Below are 24,156 nucleotides of genomic sequence, written 5' to 3'. Positions count from 1 at the left end.
TATCGGACGATTACCGGACGATTCCAGTCCATGTGTCATTACGCAAATCGGACGATTCCGGCCTGAAGATCGGACGATTATCGGACAATTAGGCCTTGAGCACATAATGCCTTCCTCGACCTGCTCCGCGCGGTTCGATCAGCTCAAGCTCAACGAGTTCTTTGAGGTCCCGCACTGCAGTATCCTGAACCACACCAAACTGCTTCTTGCACCAGCCGGTCGAGACAGAGCCATTTGCAACGATCTCTTCCAGAATGGATTTCTGGCGATCATTCAACTTCGCCTCAATCGATGGTTTCAAGCCGGATGTCGCCTGAGCAGTGACACGAATGCGATCCAGATCATCTCCGGGGCCGGGCAGCATAACGACGACCTCATCATCCACGATGGTAATCACCGGTCTCTCCAGACCATGGTCGAGCATGGCATCACGCATACGCTGAATGCCTGTACCTCGTTCCTCCATGCGATCGAGAAACACCAGACCTTGCGCTGTATTCGGATTGCGCGATCGTGAGCGCGCAGTACCGGCGCGCAGCTTGGCCAGCGTCAAATTACCGGCCAGCCCACCCGGACTGACGATTTCAACGCGATCCTGGAACACGTCCACGGTCACCTTGCGTCCGGAGTCTTCGTAATCCCTGTGCGCCAGCGCATTCACCAGAGCCTCGCGCAGCGCGGACTCGGGATATTCATCGACCTCAACGCGTTGCAAGCCGACCACGCGTAGCGGGTGTCGGGTGTTCTTTCGGATAAACGTTACCGCAGCATCAATAGCATCCGGCAAAGGCTTTCTGATAGTGGCATGGTCCAGCGGGCTAGCGCTGCGCGCAATGCCGGCATGCGCAGCAATCTGAATACGACAATGAGCAAAGCAGACGGATGGATCGTGCGACATGAGCAAGATACCAGCAGCCGTCGCAAAATATTGGTCGGCATCGTTTCGCCACAGGTAGCCACGCTGCCAAAGTGCCCGTCGTACTGATTCGGGAGAAAGAGTATCGACCGATTGCTCTTCAGACTTGGCAACGATCCTGTTGGCGATAGTCATATCGAGTTCATCCCATGGAACGAACTCAAGGCGCTGCCGCTCAAACGATGATGCCACCTGAATGGTTTGATGGGCGGACTGCTCCTGATCGGAGGTCGGCTCAAGATCGTAGGTATCCTTGATATGCCTGATCAGGCGGGCACGCACCTTTTCCTGCAAGGCTTCGGTGTCATTAAAGCGATCATAGGTGTGACCATCATCCTTGATCTCCTGAATGAACGACTCGGTTTCATCGGCGCGCGCTAAATCGTTGTTCCCTTTGATGGTCACCAACGTTGGCAGAGCTAGCTCTTTGGCCAGGCGATATTCGTGATGAGTGGCCGACAAGCCATCGACTTGATGACCGTACTCCTTCCAGATGATGCCCAAATAGACCTGACATGTTCTAAGCAGCTCAAGGTAGGCACGATTGTCCGGCTGCAGGCCTGCAGGCTGCTCCTCAAACAGGACCGGCACACAATGTTCGGAAAGAAATGGATCGGTTGATAGCAGAATCTGCAACGACATCCGCTCATCGGTGAGTTCTTTCTGAACCGAGCTGATAAAGACACGAATCCTCAAGAGAGCAATCCCTCCCTTTCCAGCAAGGCCTTCAAGCGATCTTCTGCCTCATAAGCTGCTTCGAGGGATTGCTTGAGATTCGCAACCGCCTCTTCAACAGAAAGACTCTCTTCCTCGATGACCGGCTCCACATAGCGTGGAATATTCAGGTTAAAATCGTTCTCCCGAATCTCATCGATCGTGACAACACGGCAGATGCCTTCGACATCCTGATACTCGGCATACCAACGATGAATATTCTCCACATGCTCAGGCAGCAGTTCATTCTGGGCGCGACCGGTTTTGAACTCTTTCGACGCATCGATGAAGAGCACCTTGTGGCGATGCTCTCGTGGCTTTGACTCTCTGAATACCAGAACACATGCTGCCAGGCCTGTGCCGTAGAAAAGGTTGGGGCCAAGGCCGATAACCGCTTCAAGCACATCCATCTCAAGGAGTTTGCGGCGAATCTCACCCTCTTTGGACATGCGGAACAGCACACCATGAGGCAGTACAACACCCATCCGCCCCGATTTTATCGCCATCGATTTCAGCATGTGCTGTACCCAGGCGAAGTCGCCCGACTTGCCTGGCGGGAGGCCGGCAAAGTTTCGTCCGTAAGGATCATTGATCCAGACATCCTCTCCCCACTTTTCGAGGGAGAATGGAGGATTGGCAATCACACAGTCGAATGTCGCCAGACTATCGCCCGAGTAGAAGGCCGGCTGACGCAGGGTGTCGCCACGTTCAATGTGGAAATCTTCGGCTCCATGCAGGAAGAGGTTCATGCGGGCAATGGATGAGGTCGTGAGGTTCTTCTCCTGACCGTAAACTTTGCCGAGCATCAGGTTCTCGTCGCCGCCGTGCTCTTTCACATGGTGCAGGGCTTCGAGGAGCATGCCGCCGGTGCCGCATGCCGGATCGTAAATGCTCTCGCCGGCCTGAGGGGCAAGAATCCGCACCAACAAGGATACCACAGAGCGTGGGGTATAGAACTCGCCGGCCTTTTTGTTGGTCAGGTCGGCGAACTTCTTGATCAGGTATTCGTAAGACTGGCCCAGGATATCGGCTTTGCATTGCGCATTACCCAAACTCAGTTTGGAAAAGTGTTCGATCAGATCCTTGAGAAGGCTGTCCGAAAGACGCTCTTTATTCGTCCACTGCGCATCACCGAAAATGCCGTGAAGCGTGTCCGGGTTGGCCTGCTCGATACTCCGCATGGCCTTCTGCAAGGCGAAGCCGATATTGCTGCTGAGGGCACGAACATCGTTCCAGTGAGACTCATCCGGAATCTGGAAACGATGATTCTCAGGGAACTGTGCGTATTCGATGTCGCCATCGGATTCATCCAGTGCTACGGCATACTCTTCGTCATACACATCTGAAATGCGTTTGAAGAACAGCAATGGAAAGATGTAGCTCTTGAAGTCTGACGCATCGACCGGGCCTCGCAGAATATTCGCAGCCTGCCAGAGATGTGACTCAAGCTGAGAGATGCCTATATCACCATTTAACACAAATACTCCCACCCATTGGAAATGGTATAGTGCTTATACCCGTCCGAAGTTACAAGCGTTACTAAGTCATACCACAACTCAAAGAGCGAAATCATAGCCTGCTGTAGCTTGGCTAAATAAATGGCAGCGCCAGCAATGCGTAACGGGCAAACTTGCCAATGGTTACCAGCAGCAAAAAGATCGGCACAGCGCAGCGCAACAGCCCTGCCACCAGACATAGCGGGTCACCGACAATCGGCAGCCAGGCAAAAAGCAGCGCCGGCTTTCCGTATAAGGCAAACCAGCGTTCTGCCCACGCCACCTGCTCCCCGGACATACGCAGCCACTTTTTGTGCAGCGCCTCATTACCAAGGCGCCCCATGCCGTAGGTCATCAGGCTGCCTGCCACATTACCGGCCGTAGCCACCAGAACCAGCGCCACCGCATCACCGCCCTCATTCAGCCGATACAGCAACAGCGCCTCGGAACCGCCGGGAAGCAACGTCGAGGAAATCAGTGCCGAAAAAAACAGTGCCCAATCCATTTCGCGCAGACTAGAACGATGCTGGTTTATTGCCATCCATGGCCTGCACGAATGGCACGGAATGAATCAGAGGTTCATCACTCAAATGTCGACGATACCGGCCTCACGTTTATTGGTGCCGAACAATACGCCACGCATGACCGGCTGCAGCCCCAGCTTCGCACGCCCTTCACCATGGCCAAACTTCATCACCGACACTGCGCCAATAGCCATGATGTCCGGCGCAGGAAATTCGTAAAAATCACAGCTATAATGCGCGCCATGATCTATCTCTATGAGTCCCCTCTGGGCACCGTTTCATACGACTGGAATGATGTCATCTGCCAGGGACTATGGCTGCACGCTCAGGACACAGCCAGCGAAACCCATGATGACCCGATCTCCCGCTGGCTTGCCAGCTACTTCAACCGCAGCCCCGCCATACTCCCACCCCTGGCCGAGGCGGCCACCCCGTTCCAGCAAATAATGCGGGATGGGTTATGGATGATTCCCGCCGGTGAGGTGCGCACCTACGGGGAGATTGCCCGCACGCTGCAGACCTCCCCCCGCGCCATAGGACAGGCCCTCGGCGCCAACCCTCTGCCGCTGCTGGTTCCCTGCCACCGCATCATTGCAGCCGATGGCCTTGGCGGCTTCTCCTCAGACCTGGAGTGGAAAAAAAAGCTGCTGCGGTTTGAACGCGGCTTTTGAGCTGCTAGCGTGGGCGAATCATTCATATTCATGAGGTGTCCATATGACTATCGCAACAGCCCGCCACATTCTGGTAAACAGTGAGGAGAAATGCCTTGAGCTGAAGGCGGCCATCGAAGCCGGTGAAGATTTTGCCGACATCGCCCGCAAGAATTCAAGCTGCCCGTCCGGCCGCAATGGCGGCGATCTGGGCGAGTTCGGCCCAGGCATGATGGTACCTGAATTCGACAAGGTCGTATTTTCTGCCGAAGTAGGCACGGTTCAGGGGCCGGTCAAGACCCAGTTCGGCTATCACCTGCTCGAAGTCACCAGCCGCTCTTAAAAAGATTCTGATTTACTGCCATCCGGGCAAAAAGCAGCCAGCGGCCAGCCGCTGGCTGCTTCACCCCTCTTTGCCGGCATTTAGCATCGGCATATTGTGCTGCAAATATTCTGCGATCGCTTCCCCGGGCAATGGCGGACTGGACAGATAGCCAAGCATACCGTCCGAATCATGGTCCCGTAAAAAACAGAGCTGATCATCCGTTTCCACCCCTTCGGCAACCACCTGATGATTGAGAATATGGCCCATCGCGATAATGGCGCGGGCAATCTGCTCTCCGCCTTCACCAATCTGACTGACCAGCTGCCGGTCGATCTTCAACTCATGCAGAGGCAACGCCTTCAGAGACTGCAGCGAGAACAGCCCCGAACCGAAATGATCCATGGTAATCTTCACACCGAGAACACTTAACTCCTGCAACGCGTGCAAGCCACCGGCCTCCTGCTGCATCAGATCCTTTTCACTGATCTCCAGCTCCAGCATATCGGCAGACAACCCGCTCTCTGCCAGCACAGCTTTCACCTGCGCATAAAAATCGGCCTGCCGGAGCTGTTCGGCAGTCACATTGACCGAAACAGGCACAATCGGCAGACCGGCCTGTTGCCAGGCCCGGCTCTGGCGACAGGCCGTACGCAATACCCACTGGCCAATCGGCACAATCAAACCGGCCTTACCTGCCTGCGGCAGGAACTGTGCCGGCAACAGCAGCTCACCATCGCCTCTGTCCCAGCGCAACAAGGCATGCGTCCCGATCATGACCCCGCTTTTCAGGTCCACCTTGGGCTGGTAGTAGAGCAACAACTGATCATTCAGCAATGCCTGCCGCAGTGCCTTTTCCAGCGTAATATCTTCATGCAACAGAGTGGCTTGCACCGCATCAGGGTAATGGCAGATGCAATAGCGATTACGCCCGCCCTCCTTGGCACGATACATCGCATCATCCGCCAGCCGCATAAAGGATTCGACATCACTATAATCGCCCTGCTGGATACATATGCCGATACTGATTCCCAGCACATAGCGACTCTCCTTAAGGATCATCGGCTCCTGAATGGCGGCAATAATCTTGTCTGCCACGTGCGCTGCCGCCTGCTCACTGCCGATCTCGCCAAGGATAATACTGAACTCATCGCCACCGATTCGGGCCACCGTATCCGTTTCGCGGATGCAGTGCTGCAGGCGACGCCCGACCTCAATCAGCGCCTCATCCCCCCACTCATGGCCCAGCTCATCATTGACCGGCTTAAAATAATCGAGATCCATGAACAGTACGGCCATCATGGTCCGGCTGCGCCGGCACTGGGCAATCGCCTGCTGCAGACGATCATAATAGAGACTGCGATTGGGCAGGCCGGTCAACAGGTCGGTATAGGCCATCTGCCTGATCTTTTCCTCACCCTGCTTGCGCTCGCTAATGTCGACCATGAAACCCATCAACTCGGGCTGGCCGTGAATATCCGCCTCGACACGCACCTCATCCCCCACCCAGAGATAATGGCCATCACGGTGCCTGAAGCGATATTCGAAACGCCCGCCACTACGGACCAGTGCCCTTTTGCAGGCCTCCCGCACCCGCGCAACATCGTCGGGATGCACACACGCCATACGGAAACCGGGATCCGCCATAAAGCGGTCGGCCTCATAGCCGCACATACGCCGGATATTTTCACTGATAAATGTGGTACCATAATCATCATCAACCGTCGCTGCATAAATGACGGCAGCCGTTGAGGTCAGTAAAAAGTTCAGCCGCTCATTGGCCTGACGAATTTGCGCCTCATTTTCCTGCAGGCGCTGATGAATCGCCTGAAAGTCCTGCAGACGCAGGTTCTCCTGCTTCATGGCACGGAAGTCGAGCCAGTGACCCACACTGTAAACCAGCTCATCGGGATCGACCGGCTTTTCAAGGTATTCGACTGCCCCCTGCCGCAAAGCCTTGAGGGTATTCTCCTTGTCGGCATAACCGGACATCATAATCACCGGGCAATCCGGATATCGCTCGCGAATATAGACCAGAATCTCAAGGCCGGAACGACCAACCAGCTGAATATCAAGCAGGGCCAGATCAATGCTGCCATCCACCTGCAGCACTGCATCGTCATAGCCTTCGGCCTGACAAACGACAAACCCCTCCTGCTCCAGCAACTCGGCATACGTCTCACGTATCGATTGCTGATCTTCCACAATAAGGATTTTTGATCGCGTCACGGCAGCCTCCCCCTGCAAGGTTGATATCAGCATAGCACACCCGGCAACTGCTGTCAGAGATTCACGGACACCCCTCCCCCAAACCTCGCGATTAATTCACCGGAAACTCATGAAAGGGGATCTCTATCTCGCCTTCGACAGCAACAGTGACCCTGCTCTCGCCTGCACTCAGTGATGGCGGTGCCATATCGGCTGCAGCCCGGCTCATCAATACCATTGCAGACCGTGGCGCCGGCATCGGCGGCATCTGGCTGCTGCTGTTAATACGAATCACACGAAAACTTTTAGCGCCCATCCCCCGGGCCATCCCTGCCGCCTGTGCACGAAACGAAGCGATGGCATCAAGCTGTAACTGTTGCTGGATATGCTTCGACGCATCTGCACTGATATCAAACTGCAAAGATGAAAGCATCGCACCTTCAGACTCAATGGCCTCCAGCCAGGAGGATACCGCCTCAAGACGGGTCGACACAATCTGACCACCCTGACTCACCTGCCAGCCACTGCGAATACGCTTGCCATCCTTGGGGTACTGCCACAGTGGCTGCATATTGCGGCCGGTCGTGCGGTATTTGAGTCCCGACTGATGCCGCAGGCGCTGCTCGATCGCTGCACTGATGCGGTTCACATCCGCCAGAACCCGTCCGGCATCGCGCCCATCTTTTTCAACCCGGAACGAGACCACCACTTCATCATTCGGATATTCAGCTGTAGCCGTCGCCGACAGCGTCATCCTTGCACCGGCAGGCTGAGCCTCCTCCGCCTGCGCTGCCACAGCAGCGACAAAAAACATCAGGAACATCATCAGGTAACGCATTGAGGCAGTATGGCAGCCCCTGCTCAGGCTGCAAGAGCCGCCGGCAAACCACCGCTCACACGCTGAACACTCGTCTGTCGCCGACAAGCGGATTACAGTAGCCCGATGCCTGCCGAAACCATCACCGCATCCCCCACGGAACAGATCAAACTCCGTGGCCATGTTTTTTACATCAAACGGGATGACCGCATCGATCCGCTGCTCTCCGGCAACAAATATCGCAAACTTTACAGCCTGATCACGATGCCGGCCGGGCACTACCGGCGCATCGTCTCTCATGGTGGCAGCCAATCCAACGCCATGCTCTCGATTGCCGCGCTATGTCACCGGAAAGGCTGGGTATTTGATTATACATCGAAGCCATTACCGGCAACCCTCAAATCAGCCCCCGATGGAAATCTTCACATGGCCCTCTCATTCGGCATGCGCCTGCACGAGGTCGCCCATGCGCAGTATGACGACGCCATTCGCCAGCTGGCCGGCGTAACCGAGCCGGACACCCTGTTCCTGCCCCAGGGCGGGGCCGACCCACTGGCCCGGAGCGGCATCACCCTGCTGGCCGGCGAAATCAGGGCATGGCTGCAGCAGAACAAACTCGAATCAGTCAATGTCGTCACCCCCTCCGGAACCGGTACGACGGCATACTATCTGGCCACCGCCCTTCCCGAAGCGACCGTGATCACCGCAGCGATGGCCGGAAGCGAGACCTACCTGCGCGCCCAGATGCAGATGCTGGGGAGCATTCCGGAAAACCTGCGGATATTGTCACACGAACGAAAATATCATTTTGCCCAACCGTATAGCGCCCTGCTGGAGATGTACCATGAACTGATCTCCGCCGGTATCGAGTTTGATCTGATCTATGGCGCACCGATGTGGCATACCCTGCTGCTGCAGATGGAGCAGATCTCAGGCCCGGTACTTTATGTGCACAGTGGCGGCCTGATCGGTAATGAAACCATGCTGGCCCGCTACCGCCACAAGGGGTTACTATAGACAGCCACGACTCAACACAGCCGCAGGCTGCACATCAAAGGTGCATCGCCTCGACGAACAACCGCGAAATATCCTCATGCCACTCATCCCGCCAGGCGGCAAGCCAGCGCTCTGCCTGTGTTTCTCCTGATTCCACGGCATGGCGCAGCGGTGCGAGAAAACGGGCCTCGCTCTCGCCGGCCTGATTACGAATATCGAGCCGCGCAAGCCCCTCACCGGCAATTTCAACCATCCGGGCACACTGCTGCTGCAGCGTCCCGTCACGGAACGGGGTATGCATGGCGGTACGAGGCACCGCCTGGCGCAACGCCGTCACCTCTGCATGCGTCCAGTCCGCAATCATCTCCCAGGCCGCCTGCTCGGCCACCGGCTCATAAAGCAATCCCTTCCACAAGGCCGGCAGCGCACATATCCATGGCCATGGCCCGGCATCCGCGCCGCGCATCTCCAGGTACTGCTTCAACCTGACATCCGGGAACAAGGTGGAAACATGCAGCTCCCAGTCATCCATCGTCGGGTATTCACCCGGGAGCTGCGGCAGTGCACCATGCATAAAATCACGGAAACTGCTGCCCGCACAGTCAACATAGTGGCCATCGCGAATGACAAAATACATCGGCGCATCCAGCGCCCACTCTGTATAGGCATGAAAACCGAAATCATCCTCAAATACACAGGCCGGAATCCCGGTACGGGCGGCATCCGTATCCAGCCAGCAGGCTGCACGTCTGGACAGGTAGCCCGACGGACGACCATCTTCAAACGGACTGGCGGCAAACAGTGCCGTCACCAGTGGCTGGAGACACATCGAAATTCGCATCTTTCTGGCCATATCCGCTTCACTGGCAAAATCCAGATTGGCCTGAACGGTTGCCGTACGCAGCATCATATCCAGCCCGCCATTGCCAACACGCGGCATATAGCGGCGCATCACCGCATAGCGCTCCTTCGGCATCCATGGTATTTCCTGCTGCTGCCACCTGGGCTGAAAGCCCATGCCGAGAAACCCGATACGCAGTTCGCGCGAAATCTCCTGCAGAGCATTCAGGTGGCCGGTTGTCTCCATACAGGTCGCGTGAATCGAATCAAGCGGAGCCCCGGAGAGTTCCAGCTGCCCGCCCGGCTCCAGCGTCACCGACGCCATCCGGTTTTGCAGCGCAATCGGCTGCCCGTTTTCACAAACCGGCTGCCACTCCCCGCCGGCCAGTCGCTGCAACACGGCATGGATGCCTCGCTCACCCTCATAGGGAATGGGACGGAGCGTATCCATACAGAAACCGATTTTCTCATGCTCGGTACCGATACGCCACTGCTCACGCGGTTTGCAACCACGGGCAAACCATGCGGCAAAATCATGACTGGTCAGGGGCTTGTTCATAGCCGGCAGGATAAATCATCGGTAAAGAAAAGCATCTCCTGCGTAAATCAGGGGTATCTCGGCATCGCTGTTGCGCCAGGCCTGCCAATGCGTAGCCTCCCTGCCCTTCCAAAATACCATATCCGGAGCATCCATCATGTCTTCCATCAAACGCGCACTCATCAGTGTATCCGATAAAACAGGTGTTGAGGCGTTCGCCCGCGCCCTCGTCGAGCGCGGTATCGACATACTCTCCACCGGCGGTACGGCAAAACTGTTGCGCGATGCAGGCATTGCATGTCGTGATGTGTCCGACTACACCGGTTTTCCTGAAATGATGGATGGTCGGGTGAAAACCCTGAACCCGAAAGTACACGGCGGCATCCTTGCCCGTCGCGATAACGCCGGTGACCTCGCCTCCATGGCAGAGCACGGCATTGAGCAGATTGATCTGGTCTGCGTGAACCTCTACCCGTTCCGTCAGGCCGTCGCCAAAGAGTGCTGCACGATTGACGATGCGATTGAAAACATCGACATCGGTGGCCCGTGCATGGTGCGTGCATCAGCCAAAAACCATAAGTTTGTCACCATCGTCGTCGATCCGACCGACTACAATGATGTCCTCGCCGCTATCGATGCCAATACCCTTGATGAATCCCGCCGTCGCGCCCTGGCCGTCAAGGCATTCGCCCACACCGCAGCCTACGATGGTGCCATCGCCAACCACTTCTCCGCGCTCAATGCCGATGGCAGCAAGCGTGCTTTTCCGGATATTTTCACCCGCCAGTTTATTAAAACAGCGGATGAACTGCGCTACGGCGAAAACCCGCATCAGGCCGGTGCCTTCTATGCTGATCCGGAGGATGATGGTGTCTCCATGGCCGACTGCCCGGTCCTGCAGGGCAAAGCCATCTCCTACAATAACATCGCCGATGCCGATGCGGCCTTCGCACTGGTCCGCGACCTGGCCGATGAAGCCGTGGTCATCGTCAAGCATGCCAATCCATGCGGCGTAGCCATGGGTGCTGGCACACAGGCCGAAATTTATGAGCGTGCACGTGCCGCTGATGCCGTCTCCGCCTTCGGTGGCATTGCTGCATTCAACCGCCCGCTGGAAGAGGCCACCGCCAGACTGATCGCTGAAACCTTTATGGAAGTCATCATTGCACCCGGCTTCACCGATGCCGCCCGTGCCGTACTTGCCGAGCGCAAAAACCTGCGTCTGATGATTGCCCCGTCGGCAGCCCCTGTCACCGGCGGCTTTGAGTTCAAACGCGTCAATGGCGGCCTGCTGGTACAACAGCGTGATGCCCATATCCTTGATCGCAACGCCTGCACCGTCGTCACCAAACGGGCCCCGACCGAAGCCGAGTGGAACGACATGCTCTTTGCCTGGTCTGTTGCCAAGCATGTGAAATCCAACGCCATCGTCTTTGCCAAAAACGGCACCACCCTCGGTGTCGGCGCAGGCCAGATGAACCGGGTTAACTCCACCCGCATCGCCGCTCTCCATGGTGGCGAAGCCATCAAGGGATCAGCCGTTGCTTCCGACGCATTCTTCCCGTTCCGCGATGGCGTCGACGCGCTGGCCCAGGCCGGTGCCACAGCCGTGATTCAGCCGGGTGGCTCTATCCGTGATGATGAAGTGATCGCAGCCGCTGATGAGCAGAATATCGCCATGATCTTCACCGGCATCCGTCACTTCCGCCATTAATCACGGCAGCTGCCGTCGTTAGATGGACTGACCTCAGGGGCGTCGGCATCAGCCGGCGCCCCTGTTGCATTTGACGACCATAACTGTCGCACCGGCGCACAATAGCAAACAGAATACTTTACACTCATTCACTATTGCGATCAGCATGCGCACATGAACCATCGCATCGCCGCAAAAATACGCCTGCTACGTGAAGAACAGGGGTTATCGCAACGGGCACTGGCAGAAGCAGCCGGTATCAGTGCGGCCGCCCTTTCACAGCTGGAATCAGGGCAGAACTCGCCGTCGGTCGCAACGCTGGAAAAGCTGGCGGACGGTCTTGGCAAAACGGTTGCAGCCTTCTTTCTGGACCGGGTCGATGACACCGATGTCGAAATTTTTTCACTGGATGAGCGCATCGCGGTACCGCTGAAGGGGGGCAGTCGCTTCGTGCCACTGACTGCACAGCACCGACCGGCCGGTTTTGAACCAATGCTGGTGCACCTTGAGCCGGCCGGAAAACTCGATGAGGCACTCTATGGCATTCGCAGCGCCCAGGTTTTTGTCTGGGCCAGACGCGGACGCGCCATACTTGAACATGATGGTCGCGAGTACGAAGTGCATGAAACCCAGTCGGTCTACTACGACGCACGCAAACCGCACAACTGGTTCAACCCGTTTAATGAAAGCTGCGAGCTGTTGATGGTGCGCTCACGATGAACAACATCGGGGCGATCGACATCGCCCTGGCAGCCTCTGTCACCGCGATTCTGGCCACATGCAGCCCACTGGTGGTTCGCCGGCAGCAACACCTGCGTGCCATCATGTGCCTGCTCCTGGCTATCACTGCCGCTCTCGCTGTTGCAGCCGGCATCAGCGGCCTGCTTGGCAGCCATGGCCAGACCACCCTGCCGCTGGGACTGCCATGGATGCCGATGCATGTCCGCATCGATGCACTCGCCGCCTTTTTCCTGCTACTGATCGGCGCCCTGCTGTTGCCGGCTGCCATCTATTCACAGGGGTATCTGCGTCATGTGAAACAACTGATCCCGATGGTTGTTTTTTTACCACTGTTTGTGCTCGGCATGATCGGCGTTGTCATCTCGGATGATGCCTATACCTTTATGCTGTTCTGGGAGGTCATGAGTCTTGCTTCCTATTTTCTGGTGACGTTCGATCACCACCAGGCTGAAAATCGCAAGGCTGGCTTTATCTATCTGCTCATGGCCCATCTGGCCGGACTATTGATTCTGGGCAGCTTTGCCGTGTTGTATGCGGCAAGCGGCTCACTTGAGTTTCAGGCGATGCGCGATGCCCCGCTTTCCCCCGTCTGGGCCACCGGCGCATTTTTACTGGCAGCATTCGGTTTCGGCACCAAAGCCGGCGTCGTACCATTGCACGGCTGGCTGCCCGATGCGCATCCGGTTGCACCGGGCAATATCTCGGCACTGATGAGCGGTATCATGCTCAAAATCGCAATTTTCGGCTTTATTCGCATCATCTGGGACCTGATCGGCGCAGGTGATTTTCAATGGTGGTGGGGCGTGCTGATTCTGGCCGCAGGCTCATCGTCAGCGATCACCGGCGTGCTGCTTGCCCTGCAGCAGAGTGACCTGAAGCGACTGCTCGCCTACTCATCGATCGAGAATATCGGCATCATTCTGATCGGACTTGGGCTGGCAATGTTACTGGCCCGTTACGACCAGCCCGCCATGGCAGCCCTCGGCCTTGTCGCCGCCCTTTACCACACCATCAACCATACCCTGTTCAAGGGGTTGCTGTTTATGGGCGCAGGAGCCGTTGTGCACAGCACCGGCACGCGCAATATGGAAGCGATGGGCGGACTCATCCATCGCATGCCGTGGACGGCCGCCCTGTTTCTGGTGGCATGCGTCTCTATCTCCGCCCTGCCCCCCTTTAACGGCTTTGTCTCCGAATGGCTGACCTTCCAGACCGCACTGCTGGCCCCGCAACTGGGCAGCGCCATGCTCACCGCCATGGTGCCGTTTTCCGCCGCCATGCTGGCACTGGCGGGAGCACTGGCAGCCGCCTGTTTCGTCAAGGCATTCGGTGTGGTTTTCCTCGGACTTCCGCGCAGTGACATGGCTATCCATGCGCATGAAATCGACCACTGGATGAAGGCTGGCATGATCATCCCGGCACTGCTCTGCCTGTTGCTCGGGCTGCTGCCAGTCTCGATCATCGAGCTACTGGACGGGATACCACAGCTGCTGCTGCATGTTTCCCTGACAGAATCGGTCCAGACACACGGCTGGCTCTGGCTGACACCTGTACATGCCAGCCAGGCCTCGTACTCCGCACCGGTTGCACTGACCGGCATGCTCATCATCGGCGGTGCCGCATTTCTGTTTCTTCACCCCAAAGGGCATGCCGTACGTCGCAGCACAGCATGGAGCTGCGGCACGCCGGAGACAAATAACCGCATGCAGTACAGTGCCAGCAGCTTCTCGCAACCGATGCGACGCATCTTTTCGGCCATCTACCAACCGGAAGAGCAACTCCATACAGAACGGCGAGCCCACCCCCTGTTGACCACAAGAGTCAGCTATCTCGTACACGTACATGATCTGGCTGTAGACAAACTCTACCAGCCGATTGCCAATTACGTGCTGCTGCAGGCAAAACGACTGGACCGCCGCCATCAACAGGATATCCGCTCCTATCTGGCCTACACCTTTTACACCATTCTGTTTCTGCTGGCGCTGCTATCAGTACAGCAATCCGCCATGGAGCAGCGCAATCAACCGGCTGCCACATCACAAAGCCAGCCCCCAGCCACACTGCCCGGTCTGACATCCGGCCAGACGGGAACGGAGGTCAGGCGATGAGCTCCATCCTGATCCAGATCATTCAGGCACTGCTGCTGCTACTACTGGCGCCACTGGCCACCGGCTTTGTTTCCACCTGCAAGGCACGGCTGCAAAACCGGCGCGGAGCCGGCCTGCTGCAGCCATGGCGCAACCTGCGCAAGCTCTTTGTCAAAGAGGTCGTGATTGCCAGCCACGCCTCATGGCTGTTTCGCACCGCCCCCTATGTGGTATTCACCGCGACCGCTATCGCGGCAAGCGTGGTACCCGCCATGCTGGTCGACACCCCGCTGTCGCTGACCGCCGATGTCATTGCGCTGGTGGCCCTGTTGGCACTGGCCCGTTTTTTCCTGGCACTGGCCGGCATGGATATCGGCACCGCTTTCGGCGGCATGGGAGCCAGCCGGGAGATGACCTTTGCCGCCCTGGCTGAACCGGCCATGCTGATGAGTATTTTCGTTCTGTCGCTGTCGGCTCACAGCACCAACCTGACCACCATGATCACCCATACCATCCACACCTCATTTGCCCTGCACCCATCGCTCGCCTTCGCCATGGTGGCCATGCTGATGGTGGCCGTCGCTGAAAACGGCCGGATCCCGGTCGATAACCCGACCACCCATCTGGAGCTGACGATGATTCATGAGGCCATGATTCTTGAATACTCCGGCCGCCACCTGGCACTGATGGAGTGGGCATCCATGATCAAACTGATGTTGTTCGCCACACTGATCATCGACCTGTTTATGCCGTGGGGGATGGCCATGCAGGCCACACCGGCCGCCCTCGCCATCGCGCTCGGACTGTGGCTGCTTAAGCTGGCCGGCTTGCTGCTGGCACTGGCACTGGCGGAAACCGCACTGGCCAAACTGCGTCTGTTTGAAGTGCCGGAATATCTCAGCGGTGCTTTTATCATCGCCTTTCTCGGGCTGCTCTCCTACTACATGCTGGAGGCCGGCGTATGAATGGCACCCTTGTCCAGCAACTGGTTGACGGCCTGGCTGCGCTGATGCTCCTGACCTCCTTTGCCCTGCTGGCCCAGCATCGCATGATTTCTGTGCTGCACTGGTTTGCCGGCCAGGGACTGCTACTGGCAGTGACCGCCGCCATCGTTGCCTATGGCACCGGCAGCGACGAGCTCTATATCTCCGCCATCATGACGCTGCTGCTGAAGGGGCTGCTGCTGCCATGGCTGTTATGGCGGGTGATCCGGCAACTGCAGGTCCACCGTGAAGTGGAGCCACTGCTGAACAGCAGCCTGACCATGCTCATCGCCCTCGGGGTCACCCTGTTTTCCTTTCACATGATTCAACCCATCGAGAAAATTTCACAGCTGATCACCCGTGATTCAATGGCCATTGCCACCGCCTGTGTGTTGCTTGGCATGCTGATGATGATCACCCGTCGCAAGGCCATTACCCAGGTGATCGGCTTTCTTGCTGTTGAAAATTCACTGTTTTTTGCCGCCATCGGCTCCACCAACGGCATGCCGCTGGTGGTCGAAATCGGCATCGCATTCGACGTGCTGATTGCGGCCCTGATCTTCGGCCTGTTCTTCTTCCAGATCAGAACCACCTTTGACTCACTGGAAGTGGAGGCCATGAATGCCCACCTGATCCACAAGGATGATGACGAATGAATCTCTTTGTTGCGACCCTGCTGGCACCACTGCTGGGCGGCGTCTTGCTTGCTGTCATCAAAGACCCGCAACGGGCCGCCGTATTCAATATCGCCACCGGTATAGTCACATTCGCCGTCAGCCTGCTGCTGGCGCTGGAAGTGCTGGATACCCGGGCCGTCGATGCCATGAATGGCTGGTTCCACCTCGATGCCTATAATGTCTTCCTTGTCGTGCTGACCACCTTCGTCAGCATGACCACATCCATCTTTTCCATGCCCTATATGCGTCATGAGCTGGAAACCGGCCGCGTGGATCTTCCCCGCCTGCGCCTTTACCACAGCATGTTCCAGCTGTTTCAGTTCGGCATGCTGCTGGGCTTCACCACCAATAATATCGGCGTGCTGTGGGTATCGCTGGAGCTTGCCACTCTGGCGACCGTATTGCTGGTCTCGCTCTACCGCACACCGGCCTCCATAGCAGCCGCATGGAAATATTTTATTCTCTGCGGCATGGGCATTGCACTGGCACTGTTCGGTACCGTACTCGTTTTCTTCACCTCCTCCGCCATCCTCGGCCATGGCAATATCGCACTGAGCTGGACCGCTCTCTATGCCCATGCCAGCGAACTTGACCCGGCCGTGATGAGCATCGCCTTCTGCTTTCTGATGGTCGGTTACGGTACCAAGGTAGGGCTTGCGCCGATGCATGCATGGCTGCCCGATGCGCATGGCGAAGGGCCGACCCCCGTATCCGCCGTCCTTTCAGGGCTATTGCTGAACCTCGCCCTGTACGCACTGGTGCGCTGCAAGATGCTGGTCGATGGCTCCACCGGCACAGACATGGCCGGAGCCATCATGATGGGCTTCGGTCTGCTATCGCTGTTCGTGGCCGCATTAAGCCTGCATCGCCAGCGGGACATCAAGCGCATGTTCTCCTTCTCATCGATCGAGCACATGGGACTGATGACCTTCGCCTTCGGCATTGGCACCCAGCTATCCACCTTTGCCGCACTGCTGCATATGACGGTGCACTCACTGGTCAAATCGGGCATATTTTTTACCGCAGGCCATGCGGCACAGGCCATGGGCACACAGAAAATGGCCGAAATTCGCGGCCTCATCCAGCATCAGCCCGGTATCGGCTGGGGCCTGTTGATCGGCGTTGCCGCCATTGCCGGCTTTCCCCCATTCGGCATTTTTACCAGCGAGTTCCTGCTCTTCACCGCCGCACTGGAATCCTGTGCATGGACCACGCTGCCTTTATTGCTCGGCCTGCTGATCGCCATGGCAGGCCTCTTCCGTTTCGTACAACCGATGGTCTATGGGGAACCACCTGCCACGGCAACCAGCGTGCACGTCAATATGGTTCCTGTTTATATTCACTTCGGGCTGGCACTGCTGCCGGGCATCGCGATACCGCTATTTCTGGCCGACTGGTATCAGCAGGCGGCCACACTGATCACGATGTCAGCCATAGCCGGCGGAGGTGGCGGATGATGCGACCGACCAATACATGGTTCGCCGAAAAACTCGGTGATCATGGCATCTATACCCAGTACATGGAGGACCATCACCCGGCCCATATGCCATGTCTGGAGATCCGCCTGCTCGACTGGCAACAGGCCGCAGAGATCGCCCTGCGACTGGAGATGCGGCTGGTTGCGGTATGGGCAACCGAAGGTGGTTGCCACGACCAGCCTGACAGCATGTTCGCCTACATGGGACTTGCCCACCCCGAACACCGCCATGTACTGCTCCGCACCCAGCTCGGCAGGGAACGGCGGGAAATCGCATCGATCAGTCGCCACTATATTGCCGCATGCAGGATGGAGCGGCACATGCAGGATATGCTGGGCATCACTGTCAGCGATATCCCCGATGGCAGGCGCTGGATCAAGCATGAGCACTGGCCGGAAGACGCATTGCCGCTGCGCAGCGAATTCGCAGCCACCACCCGTATGGCGCAGGCAGAGGGCAGTTACCCGTATGTCAGCAGTAACAGCGAAGCCGTCTGTCAGATCGCGGTAGGGCCTGTGCATGCCGGCATCATCGAGCCGGGCCATTTCCGCTTTCTCACTGTCGGCGAAATGATTCTGAATATGGAAGAGCGACTCGGCTATGTGCACAAGGGCATCGAAAAAGCCATGTGCGGCAAAACTGCTGCAGCAGGAATCCGTCTGGCCGCGCGTATTTCCGGCGATGCCAGCGTCGGCCACAGCTGGGCCTTTGCCCACGCCTGTGAGTATGCAGCCGGCATCCGGCCCCCCCGACGGGCAAGCTACCTGCGCGGCATCCTGTGTGAGCGCGAACGCATGGCCAATCATATCGGCGATATCGGTGCCATCTGCAACGATGCCGCATTCAGCTTCATGCATGCCCAGATGCAGCGGCTGCGCGAAGATATGGCACGCATGCACAAACAGCTGTTTGGTCACCGCCTGTTGATGGACACGCTGATTCCCGGCGGTGTCAGCATCGACCTGGACCAGCGCGGCTGCCGGTTACTGTCGGAACAAACGCGTATGCTGGCTGCCGAGGTTGAACATTTGCGGACCATTTATGCCGATCATCCGTCGATTCAACAGCGCGTTATCGGCTCGGGTATCGTCAGCGTCAACGAAGCCCGTGACATCGGCCTGCTCGGCTACGTCGGTCGCGCCTCCGGCAACTATGCCGACGAGCGCATTGAGGAGGCATACCCCCCCTACAACGAGCTCGAGGTCCATGTGCCGCAGGGCAGGCATGGTGATGTCGCCACCCGGGTATGGGCACGATTCGAGGAGATTGCAGATTCGGCCCGTATGATCATCCGGCTGCTGGAGCAATTGCCGGAAGGGGCTGTCAGCAATGCCTGGCAGGCGCCCGAGGCAGGCACCTCCGGCTTCTCGGCCGTTGAGTCATGGCGTGGTGAAATCGCCTGCTGGCTGCGCTTCGGCGATCATGGCCTGATTGATCGTTTCTTTGTACGTGATCCCTCTGTGATCAACTGGCTGGGACTGGAGCTGGCGGTTCGGGATGTCCCTGTGCCTGATTTTCCACTGAACAACAAATCATTTAACTGCTCCTATTCGGGTAACGACCTGTGAGACGACCATGCTGAAACTACTCAAACAGATCATCATGACCGGGGATAAAAGCGAACCGCTGCCCGACAGTGATGCCATTGAGCTGCTCGGTGAGCAGCTGCACGCGCATATCCGCAAACACTTCGCCGGCTCACTGGCCATCAGGGCAGTCGATGCCGGCTCATGCAACGGCTGCGAACTCGAGATACACGCAACCGGCAACTGTTATTACGACCTGGAACGCTTTGGCTGCCACTTTGTCGCCAGCCCCAGGCATGCCGATATGCTGCTGGTCACAGGGCCTGTCACCCGCAATATGGCAACGGCCGTAAAGATGACCTTTGCAGCCATGCCACAGCCGGCATTTGTTGTCGCAGTCGGAGACTGTGCCAGCGGTTGCGGTGTATTTGAGCCTGATCACTACGCCATTGCCGGGGCCGTGAACGACATCATTCCGGTCCATGCCAGCATCCGCGGTTGTCCGCCTGAACCGGCCGATATCATCCGCGGCATACTGCAGGTCATTGCCCGCCGCGCAGCCTGATATTACACACCCCGGGCGCATCCCGGCTTGCCTAAGTCGCCCAAACTCCTAGCCTGCCCCTTCCCGCTGAATCTTCATGATGCCTTGATGGTCTCCATGAGCATCGGTTTTGCGGCTAAATCACTGAACAGGATTCAGTAATAACCACCTGCCCGTGATTGCTACAGGGCAGGCAAATGAGGTGTAAATGAAAGTTCTGGTAGTTGGCGGTGGCGGCCGGGAACATGCATTATGCTGGAAACTGAAGCGCTCGCCTTCAGTGGGTGAGGTGATTTGTGCCCCCGGAAATCCCGGTATCGCCCGCGAAGCACGTTGTATTGCAATTGCAGTAGAAGATATTGATGCGCTGGTAAAACTGGCCATCAATGAAAGTGTGGACCTGGTCGTCATCGGCCCTGAAGTTCCGCTGGTTGCAGGTCTTGCCGACAAACTGCGCGCCGAAAACATCGCCGTATTCGGTCCGGGCAAGGCAGCGGCCAGACTTGAAGGCAGCAAATCATTCTCCAAGCGGCTGATGCATGAGGCAGGCGTTCCAACGGCCCGCTTCGAGGTCCATGTCAATCCCGACGAAGCACTTGAAACCATCCGCAGCTGGGGCGCTCCGATCGTCATCAAGGCATCCGGCCTTGCCGCCGGCAAGGGCGTGGTCGTGGCACAAACGGAAAAAGAAGCAATTGATGCGATGCGTGACATGCTCTCAGGCAACGCCTTCGGCGAAGCCGGCTCACAGGTGATTATTGAAGAGTGCCTGATCGGCGAAGAGGCCTCGTGCCTGTTTCTTGTCTCCGGCGATACCATTCTGCCGCTTGCTTCGTCCCAGGATCACAAGGCACTGCTGGATGGCGACCTTGGTCCGAATACTGGCGGTATGGGAGCCTACTCCCCGGCACCGTGCGTCACGCCGGCAGTTGCCGATGAGGTACTGGAAACGATTGCCCGCCCCATTGTTGCCGCGCTCAAAAAGAAAGGTGCTGAATTTATCGGCATCCTCTATGCCGGCGTCATGTTAACTGAAGATGGGCCGAAAACCCTCGAGTTCAACGTTCGCTTCGGCGATCCGGAGTGCCAGCCGCTGATGAGCCGACTGAAATCGGACCTCGGCGAAGTTCTGCTGGCTGCGGCTGAAAAACGGCTCGATCAGATCACCCTTGAATGGCAGGAGGGGGCGGCACTTTGTGTCGTCGTGGCTTCAGAAGGGTATCCCGGAAGCTTTGACAAGGGACAGATCATCGGCGGACTGGATGCCGTAGAGGCTGCCGGCACCACCGTCTTCCACGCCGGCACGGCAGAAAAAGATGGCCATATCGTCAACAGTGGCGGCAGAGCACTCGGCATTACCACGGTCGCACCAACGGTCAGGGAGGCACAGCAGAAGGTCTATGCCGCGCTTGAAAAACTGGAGTGGCCGGGCTCTTTTTATCGTCGCGATATCGGCTACCGCGCCGTCGCCCGCGAAGAGTGAGCACAACCGGAGGCGACGGCTGAAATGCCCTCGCCTCCGGCAACCAAGCGGTGACCCGGGTCATCGTCGTGCCACCTGCGGCACATAAACAACAGCATGGCAAAGGGAAAGGAGCAGCGCCGTCGCGCATTCCCCCTTTTAAACAGAAAGAGGTTTAACAGACATGGATGCAATCAAGGTACTGATATTGATGGGTAGCGCCTCCGACAAACCGGTCATGGCCAAGGCCGAGGCGGTGCTCGAGGAGTTCGGCGTGGCTTACAAGACGCTGGTACGCTCTGCCCACCGCACACCTGAAGCGACGGTACAGGCGGTCAGGGACGCGGAAGCTGCCGGTTGCCAGGTATTCATCTGTGCTGCAGGCATGGCTGCCCATCTGGCCGGTGTGGTTTGCTCCAAAACCGTTCGCCCTGTCATCGGTGTTCCCATCGCATCCGGCCCGCTGAACGGCGAAGATGCCCTGCTTTCCACCGTCATGATGCCTCCCGGCCTGCCGGTCGCAACCGTAGGTATTAACGGCGCCAAGAATGCCGGCCTTCTGGCCGTACAGATGCTGGCCCAGCATGATGACACACTGACAGAAAAGCTGCTGGCAGACCGCAAGGCACAGGCTGAGGCGATTCTCGCTGAGTAATCCTGCCGTCACCGCAATCCGCATGAAGCTGGCGGCACTGCGTGGCGCCGGCCTGTTGCGCCAGGGCGCACTGATTGCTCACCATACCGCAACGCTGCCCGGCATTGCCGCCTGCGTGCATCAGCCCAAAGCTGTCCGGCAACTGATCCGCTTCAAACAGCGGCCCGGCCCCTTCCTGCTGCTGGCTGACAGCATCAGGACAGCGGCCGGCCTTGCCCGCTATTTTTCACCCGAATTGCGCCGTCGCATGCGCAACTCATGGCCCGGCCCGGTCACACTGGTGTTTGCCGGACGCCCCGGCCTGCCCGCCTGCTGTTATCAGCATGGCTTCGTGGCCGTGCGCGTCGATGCATCCAGGCAAACCCGGCAACTGGCCGCAGCAAGCGGTTCTCTGCTGGCCTCCAGCAGCCTCAATCGCCGTGGAGGCGCCCATCAGCAGCCCGGCCGCCAATACCAGATGCGACTACACCGCTACATTCATGGCCGCGTATGCGGACACACTGCTGCAGGACGCGGTTCAACGATCATCCGCATACGGCGCAATAATCCCTCCTTTATTCGCCGATGACGCACGCGGCATGAATGGCTAACATGCCGCCCATGCAATCATTTCCCGAATTCATCAAATACCTGTGGCAGCGCCTTGGCTCAATGTCACTGGCCATTATTCTGCTGGTGGTGCTCTCCGTTGCCTCGGTAATCGGTACCGTACTGCTGCAAAATCAGGATCAAACCGATTACCTGCAACAATTCGGTCCGTTATGGTACTGGGTCTTCCGTTCACTTGGCCTTTTCGACATGTACCACACCTGGTGGTTCCTCACCATTCTCGGCTTCCTGATGCTCTCACTGACCTCATGCCTGTGGCGCAACGTACCGAAAATGTTGAAGGAAATGCGCTCTCGCAAGGCCACCGTCAGCGCCAAGGCGCTCAAACGCTTTAACTACCTGAAGCAGTGGCAGCTTTCATCGGAGACCGACACCAACGCCCTGCAGGAGTCTCTGCGCCAGCGTTTGCAAGGCTGGGAATTCCGCCTGGTTGAGGAGGGCGACACACAATATCTGCGTGCCGACAAGGGGCGCTGGAACAAGTGGGGCTATATCCTTGTCCACTCTGCCATCCTCGTCATTCTTGTTGGCGGCTGGATGGGCGCTCAATATGGATTCCGTGGCAACATGGCTGTACCCGAAGGCAAATCGGAAAAGGAGATCTCTTTTCTTCAGGGCACAGAAACCGGCCACCTCACCATGCCATTTGAGGTTCGCTGCAACAGCTTCTCGATCGACTTCTTTCCCACCGGAGCGCCCAAGGAGTTCCGCAGTAATCTGACCATTATCGACGGTGGCAAGGAGGTACTGACCTCCGACATCATCGTCAACGAACCCCTTTATTACAAAGGCGTACGTATTTATCAGGCAAGCTTCGGCGACGGCGGCTCGGATATCACATTCAAGCTCTTTCACATGGACGGATCCGAGGCAATCACCACAGCCAAAACACAGGTATACAAATCATGGATTGATACCGATACCGGCATCTCTCTGAAAATCACCGACTTCAAGCCATACAATGTTGAAAACATGGCCAACCCGGGAGAACCGAAAAAGTTCCAGGATCTCGGCCCTGCTGTTGAGTACGAAATGCGCGGCCCGGGCCTGAAGGCCGTCAAGATCAAGGCATTCATGAACCCGTTCATTGATGCGGATGGCAACAATCAGGGCTCATTCCTGATGATCTCACTCAGTGGCGACAAGGCTGACTATAAACCGGTCGCCCTCGGCCTCGATCTGACCAACAAGGATGAATGGAAGCTGTTCCATGCCTTTTTACGTCACCTCGCTGCGTTGACAGAGAACGGCAAACAGACAAAGGAAGCCAATCTTGAAGCCTTTAAAGCGGCTATGACCGAGGTATTTGGCGACAATCGTCCGAAAGGATTCCAGCAAATGGCCATGCGCACCCTGCAGGCCGTCAACATGCTGCCACAGCTGCCATGGCCGATTCTCCCTATGCTGGATGACTTCAATCAGCACTACTATACCGGCTTGCAGCTGGCCCAGGACCCCGGCATGAATGTCGTGTGGATCGGCAGTGCCCTGCTGGTCATCGGCCTGTGCATCATGTTCTACATGCCGCACCGGAAACTCTGGCTGATTATCAAGCCGAATGATGCCGGTATACAGGTCAGTCTGGCAGGCATGGCAAACCGCAATCACCTTGTTTTCAATAAGGATTTTCATGATCTGTTCACAAAGATGGATAATGATTTCGCCTCGTTTTCATCCTGA

General features: G+C 57.4%; 22 protein-coding genes. 15 read left to right on the top strand and 7 right to left on the bottom strand.

Going from position 1 to position 24,156, the window contains the following annotated elements:
* Positions 1-88: 88 nt before the first annotated feature.
* From FEF65_RS03765 to FEF65_RS13715, 4 genes are all read right to left on the bottom strand, one after another.
* Positions 89-1,612, bottom strand: a complete 1,524-nt coding sequence (locus tag FEF65_RS03765; protein WP_138238458.1) for an ATP-binding protein — start codon at positions 1,610-1,612, stop codon at positions 89-91.
* Positions 1,609-3,108: a class I SAM-dependent DNA methyltransferase gene (locus FEF65_RS03760; protein WP_170304416.1), complete on the bottom strand. Its 1,500-nt coding sequence runs from the start codon at positions 3,106-3,108 to the stop codon at positions 1,609-1,611. Before FEF65_RS03760 ends, FEF65_RS03765 begins: the two co-directional genes overlap by 4 nt.
* Before the next feature lie 112 nt (positions 3,109-3,220).
* Positions 3,221-3,631 carry a YqaA family protein gene (locus FEF65_RS03755; RefSeq protein WP_138238677.1) on the bottom strand — a complete coding sequence of 137 codons (411 nt, stop codon included), beginning with the start codon at positions 3,629-3,631 and terminating at the stop codon, positions 3,221-3,223.
* A gap of 81 nt (positions 3,632-3,712) precedes the next feature.
* Positions 3,713-3,844 carry a hypothetical protein gene (locus FEF65_RS13715; RefSeq protein WP_274595447.1) on the bottom strand — a complete coding sequence of 44 codons (132 nt, stop codon included), beginning with the start codon at positions 3,842-3,844 and terminating at the stop codon, positions 3,713-3,715.
* Between the two features lie 48 nt (positions 3,845-3,892).
* Between FEF65_RS13715 and FEF65_RS03750 the strand changes: the two genes are divergently transcribed.
* Both FEF65_RS03750 and FEF65_RS03745 read left to right on the top strand, forming a co-directional pair.
* Positions 3,893-4,321 (top strand): methylated-DNA--[protein]-cysteine S-methyltransferase, encoded by a 429-nt coding sequence (locus FEF65_RS03750; RefSeq protein ID WP_238701160.1) that lies wholly within the window; start codon positions 3,893-3,895, stop codon positions 4,319-4,321.
* A 43-nt stretch (positions 4,322-4,364) separates the two neighbouring features.
* The gene (locus FEF65_RS03745; protein WP_138238455.1) at positions 4,365-4,643 is read left to right on the top strand and encodes a peptidylprolyl isomerase; all 279 of its coding nucleotides are present in this window, start codon (positions 4,365-4,367) and stop codon (positions 4,641-4,643) included.
* Positions 4,644-4,703: 60 nt separating this feature from the next.
* Here FEF65_RS03745 and FEF65_RS03740 read toward each other — a convergent pair whose 3' ends face one another.
* The gene (locus FEF65_RS03740; RefSeq protein ID WP_238701159.1) at positions 4,704-6,851 is read right to left on the bottom strand and encodes an EAL domain-containing response regulator; all 2,148 of its coding nucleotides are present in this window, start codon (positions 6,849-6,851) and stop codon (positions 4,704-4,706) included.
* Positions 6,852-6,942: 91 nt separating this feature from the next.
* Positions 6,943-7,668 carry an SIMPL domain-containing protein gene (locus FEF65_RS03735; protein WP_138238453.1) on the bottom strand — a complete coding sequence of 242 codons (726 nt, stop codon included), beginning with the start codon at positions 7,666-7,668 and terminating at the stop codon, positions 6,943-6,945.
* 105 nt (positions 7,669-7,773) lie between these two features.
* On the opposite strand from FEF65_RS03735, the gene FEF65_RS03730 reads away from it, so the two are divergent.
* A complete protein-coding gene (locus FEF65_RS03730) occupies positions 7,774-8,664 on the top strand; it encodes a pyridoxal-phosphate dependent enzyme (RefSeq protein WP_138238452.1) in 891 nt (296 codons plus the stop codon).
* Positions 8,665-8,698: 34 nt separating this feature from the next.
* Here FEF65_RS03730 and FEF65_RS03725 read toward each other — a convergent pair whose 3' ends face one another.
* Complete coding sequence (locus tag FEF65_RS03725; protein WP_138238451.1) at positions 8,699-10,042, bottom strand: glutamate--cysteine ligase; 1,344 nt, start codon at positions 10,040-10,042, stop codon at positions 8,699-8,701.
* Between the two features lie 136 nt (positions 10,043-10,178).
* Between FEF65_RS03725 and purH the strand changes: the two genes are divergently transcribed.
* The 12 genes from purH (at position 10,179) to FEF65_RS03665 (ending at position 24,156) form a co-directional block, all read left to right on the top strand.
* Positions 10,179-11,735, top strand: a complete 1,557-nt coding sequence (gene purH, locus FEF65_RS03720; protein ID WP_138238450.1) for a bifunctional phosphoribosylaminoimidazolecarboxamide formyltransferase/IMP cyclohydrolase — start codon at positions 10,179-10,181, stop codon at positions 11,733-11,735.
* 153 nt (positions 11,736-11,888) lie between these two features.
* Positions 11,889-12,434, top strand: coding sequence for a helix-turn-helix domain-containing protein (locus FEF65_RS03715; protein WP_138238449.1), 546 nt, complete (start codon positions 11,889-11,891; stop codon positions 12,432-12,434).
* A complete protein-coding gene (gene hyfB, locus FEF65_RS03710) occupies positions 12,431-14,563 on the top strand; it encodes a hydrogenase 4 subunit B (RefSeq protein ID WP_138238448.1) in 2,133 nt (710 codons plus the stop codon). Before FEF65_RS03715 ends, hyfB begins: the two co-directional genes overlap by 4 nt.
* On the top strand, positions 14,560-15,507 hold the full coding sequence (locus FEF65_RS03705) for a respiratory chain complex I subunit 1 family protein (protein ID WP_138238447.1): 948 nt from the start codon (positions 14,560-14,562) through the stop codon (positions 15,505-15,507). The genes hyfB and FEF65_RS03705 overlap by 4 nt, the downstream gene beginning before the upstream one ends.
* Positions 15,504-16,181, top strand: a complete 678-nt coding sequence (locus tag FEF65_RS03700; RefSeq protein WP_138238446.1) for a formate hydrogenlyase — start codon at positions 15,504-15,506, stop codon at positions 16,179-16,181. The genes FEF65_RS03705 and FEF65_RS03700 overlap by 4 nt, the downstream gene beginning before the upstream one ends.
* Complete coding sequence (locus FEF65_RS03695) at positions 16,178-17,659, top strand: hydrogenase 4 subunit F (protein WP_138238445.1); 1,482 nt, start codon at positions 16,178-16,180, stop codon at positions 17,657-17,659. Before FEF65_RS03700 ends, FEF65_RS03695 begins: the two co-directional genes overlap by 4 nt.
* Positions 17,656-19,248 (top strand): hydrogenase large subunit, encoded by a 1,593-nt coding sequence (locus FEF65_RS03690; RefSeq protein WP_170304415.1) that lies wholly within the window; start codon positions 17,656-17,658, stop codon positions 19,246-19,248. The genes FEF65_RS03695 and FEF65_RS03690 overlap by 4 nt, the downstream gene beginning before the upstream one ends.
* 7 nt (positions 19,249-19,255) lie before the next feature.
* Positions 19,256-19,771 (top strand): NADH-quinone oxidoreductase subunit B family protein, encoded by a 516-nt coding sequence (locus tag FEF65_RS03685; RefSeq protein ID WP_138238444.1) that lies wholly within the window; start codon positions 19,256-19,258, stop codon positions 19,769-19,771.
* 187 nt (positions 19,772-19,958) lie between these two features.
* Positions 19,959-21,233: a phosphoribosylamine--glycine ligase gene (gene purD / locus FEF65_RS03680; RefSeq protein WP_138238443.1), complete on the top strand. Its 1,275-nt coding sequence runs from the start codon at positions 19,959-19,961 to the stop codon at positions 21,231-21,233.
* 163 nt (positions 21,234-21,396) lie between these two features.
* Complete coding sequence (purE, locus tag FEF65_RS03675) at positions 21,397-21,867, top strand: 5-(carboxyamino)imidazole ribonucleotide mutase (protein WP_138238442.1); 471 nt, start codon at positions 21,397-21,399, stop codon at positions 21,865-21,867.
* 22 nt (positions 21,868-21,889) lie between these two features.
* Positions 21,890-22,435 (top strand): L-threonylcarbamoyladenylate synthase, encoded by a 546-nt coding sequence (locus FEF65_RS03670; RefSeq protein ID WP_238701158.1) that lies wholly within the window; start codon positions 21,890-21,892, stop codon positions 22,433-22,435.
* Positions 22,436-22,467: 32 nt separating this feature from the next.
* Positions 22,468-24,156, top strand: coding sequence for a cytochrome c biogenesis protein ResB (locus FEF65_RS03665; protein ID WP_238701157.1), 1,689 nt, complete (start codon positions 22,468-22,470; stop codon positions 24,154-24,156).

Origin of the sequence: Mariprofundus erugo, assembly GCF_005818865.1 — a bacterium.
Lineage (GTDB): Bacteria > Pseudomonadota > Zetaproteobacteria > Mariprofundales > Mariprofundaceae > Mariprofundus > Mariprofundus erugo.
This window is presented reverse-complemented; position numbering and strand designations above follow the sequence as displayed.

Excerpts from the sequence above, each read along its gene's own strand:
- FEF65_RS03755 (WP_138238677.1), bottom strand. The coding sequence starts at position 3,631 with ATGGATTGGGCACTGTTTTTTTCGGCACTGATTTCCTCGACGTTGCTT.
- FEF65_RS13715 (WP_274595447.1), bottom strand. The coding sequence starts at position 3,844 with ATGGCTATTGGCGCAGTGTCGGTGATGAAGTTTGGCCATGGTGAAGGG.
- FEF65_RS03750 (WP_238701160.1), top strand. The coding sequence starts at position 3,893 with ATGATCTATCTCTATGAGTCCCCTCTGGGCACCGTTTCATACGACTGG.
- FEF65_RS03745 (WP_138238455.1), top strand. The coding sequence starts at position 4,365 with ATGACTATCGCAACAGCCCGCCACATTCTGGTAAACAGTGAGGAGAAA.
- FEF65_RS03735 (WP_138238453.1), bottom strand. The coding sequence starts at position 7,668 with ATGCGTTACCTGATGATGTTCCTGATGTTTTTTGTCGCTGCTGTGGCA.
- FEF65_RS03730 (WP_138238452.1), top strand. The coding sequence starts at position 7,774 with ATGCCTGCCGAAACCATCACCGCATCCCCCACGGAACAGATCAAACTC.
- FEF65_RS03725 (WP_138238451.1), bottom strand. The coding sequence starts at position 10,042 with ATGAACAAGCCCCTGACCAGTCATGATTTTGCCGCATGGTTTGCCCGT.
- purH (WP_138238450.1), top strand. The coding sequence starts at position 10,179 with ATGTCTTCCATCAAACGCGCACTCATCAGTGTATCCGATAAAACAGGT.
- FEF65_RS03715 (WP_138238449.1), top strand. The coding sequence starts at position 11,889 with ATGAACCATCGCATCGCCGCAAAAATACGCCTGCTACGTGAAGAACAG.
- hyfB (WP_138238448.1), top strand. The coding sequence starts at position 12,431 with ATGAACAACATCGGGGCGATCGACATCGCCCTGGCAGCCTCTGTCACC.
- FEF65_RS03705 (WP_138238447.1), top strand. The coding sequence starts at position 14,560 with ATGAGCTCCATCCTGATCCAGATCATTCAGGCACTGCTGCTGCTACTA.
- FEF65_RS03700 (WP_138238446.1), top strand. The coding sequence starts at position 15,504 with ATGAATGGCACCCTTGTCCAGCAACTGGTTGACGGCCTGGCTGCGCTG.
- FEF65_RS03695 (WP_138238445.1), top strand. The coding sequence starts at position 16,178 with ATGAATCTCTTTGTTGCGACCCTGCTGGCACCACTGCTGGGCGGCGTC.
- FEF65_RS03690 (WP_170304415.1), top strand. The coding sequence starts at position 17,656 with ATGATGCGACCGACCAATACATGGTTCGCCGAAAAACTCGGTGATCAT.
- FEF65_RS03685 (WP_138238444.1), top strand. The coding sequence starts at position 19,256 with ATGCTGAAACTACTCAAACAGATCATCATGACCGGGGATAAAAGCGAA.
- purD (WP_138238443.1), top strand. The coding sequence starts at position 19,959 with ATGAAAGTTCTGGTAGTTGGCGGTGGCGGCCGGGAACATGCATTATGC.
- purE (WP_138238442.1), top strand. The coding sequence starts at position 21,397 with ATGGATGCAATCAAGGTACTGATATTGATGGGTAGCGCCTCCGACAAA.
- FEF65_RS03670 (WP_238701158.1), top strand. The coding sequence starts at position 21,890 with ATGAAGCTGGCGGCACTGCGTGGCGCCGGCCTGTTGCGCCAGGGCGCA.
- FEF65_RS03665 (WP_238701157.1), top strand. The coding sequence starts at position 22,468 with ATGCAATCATTTCCCGAATTCATCAAATACCTGTGGCAGCGCCTTGGC.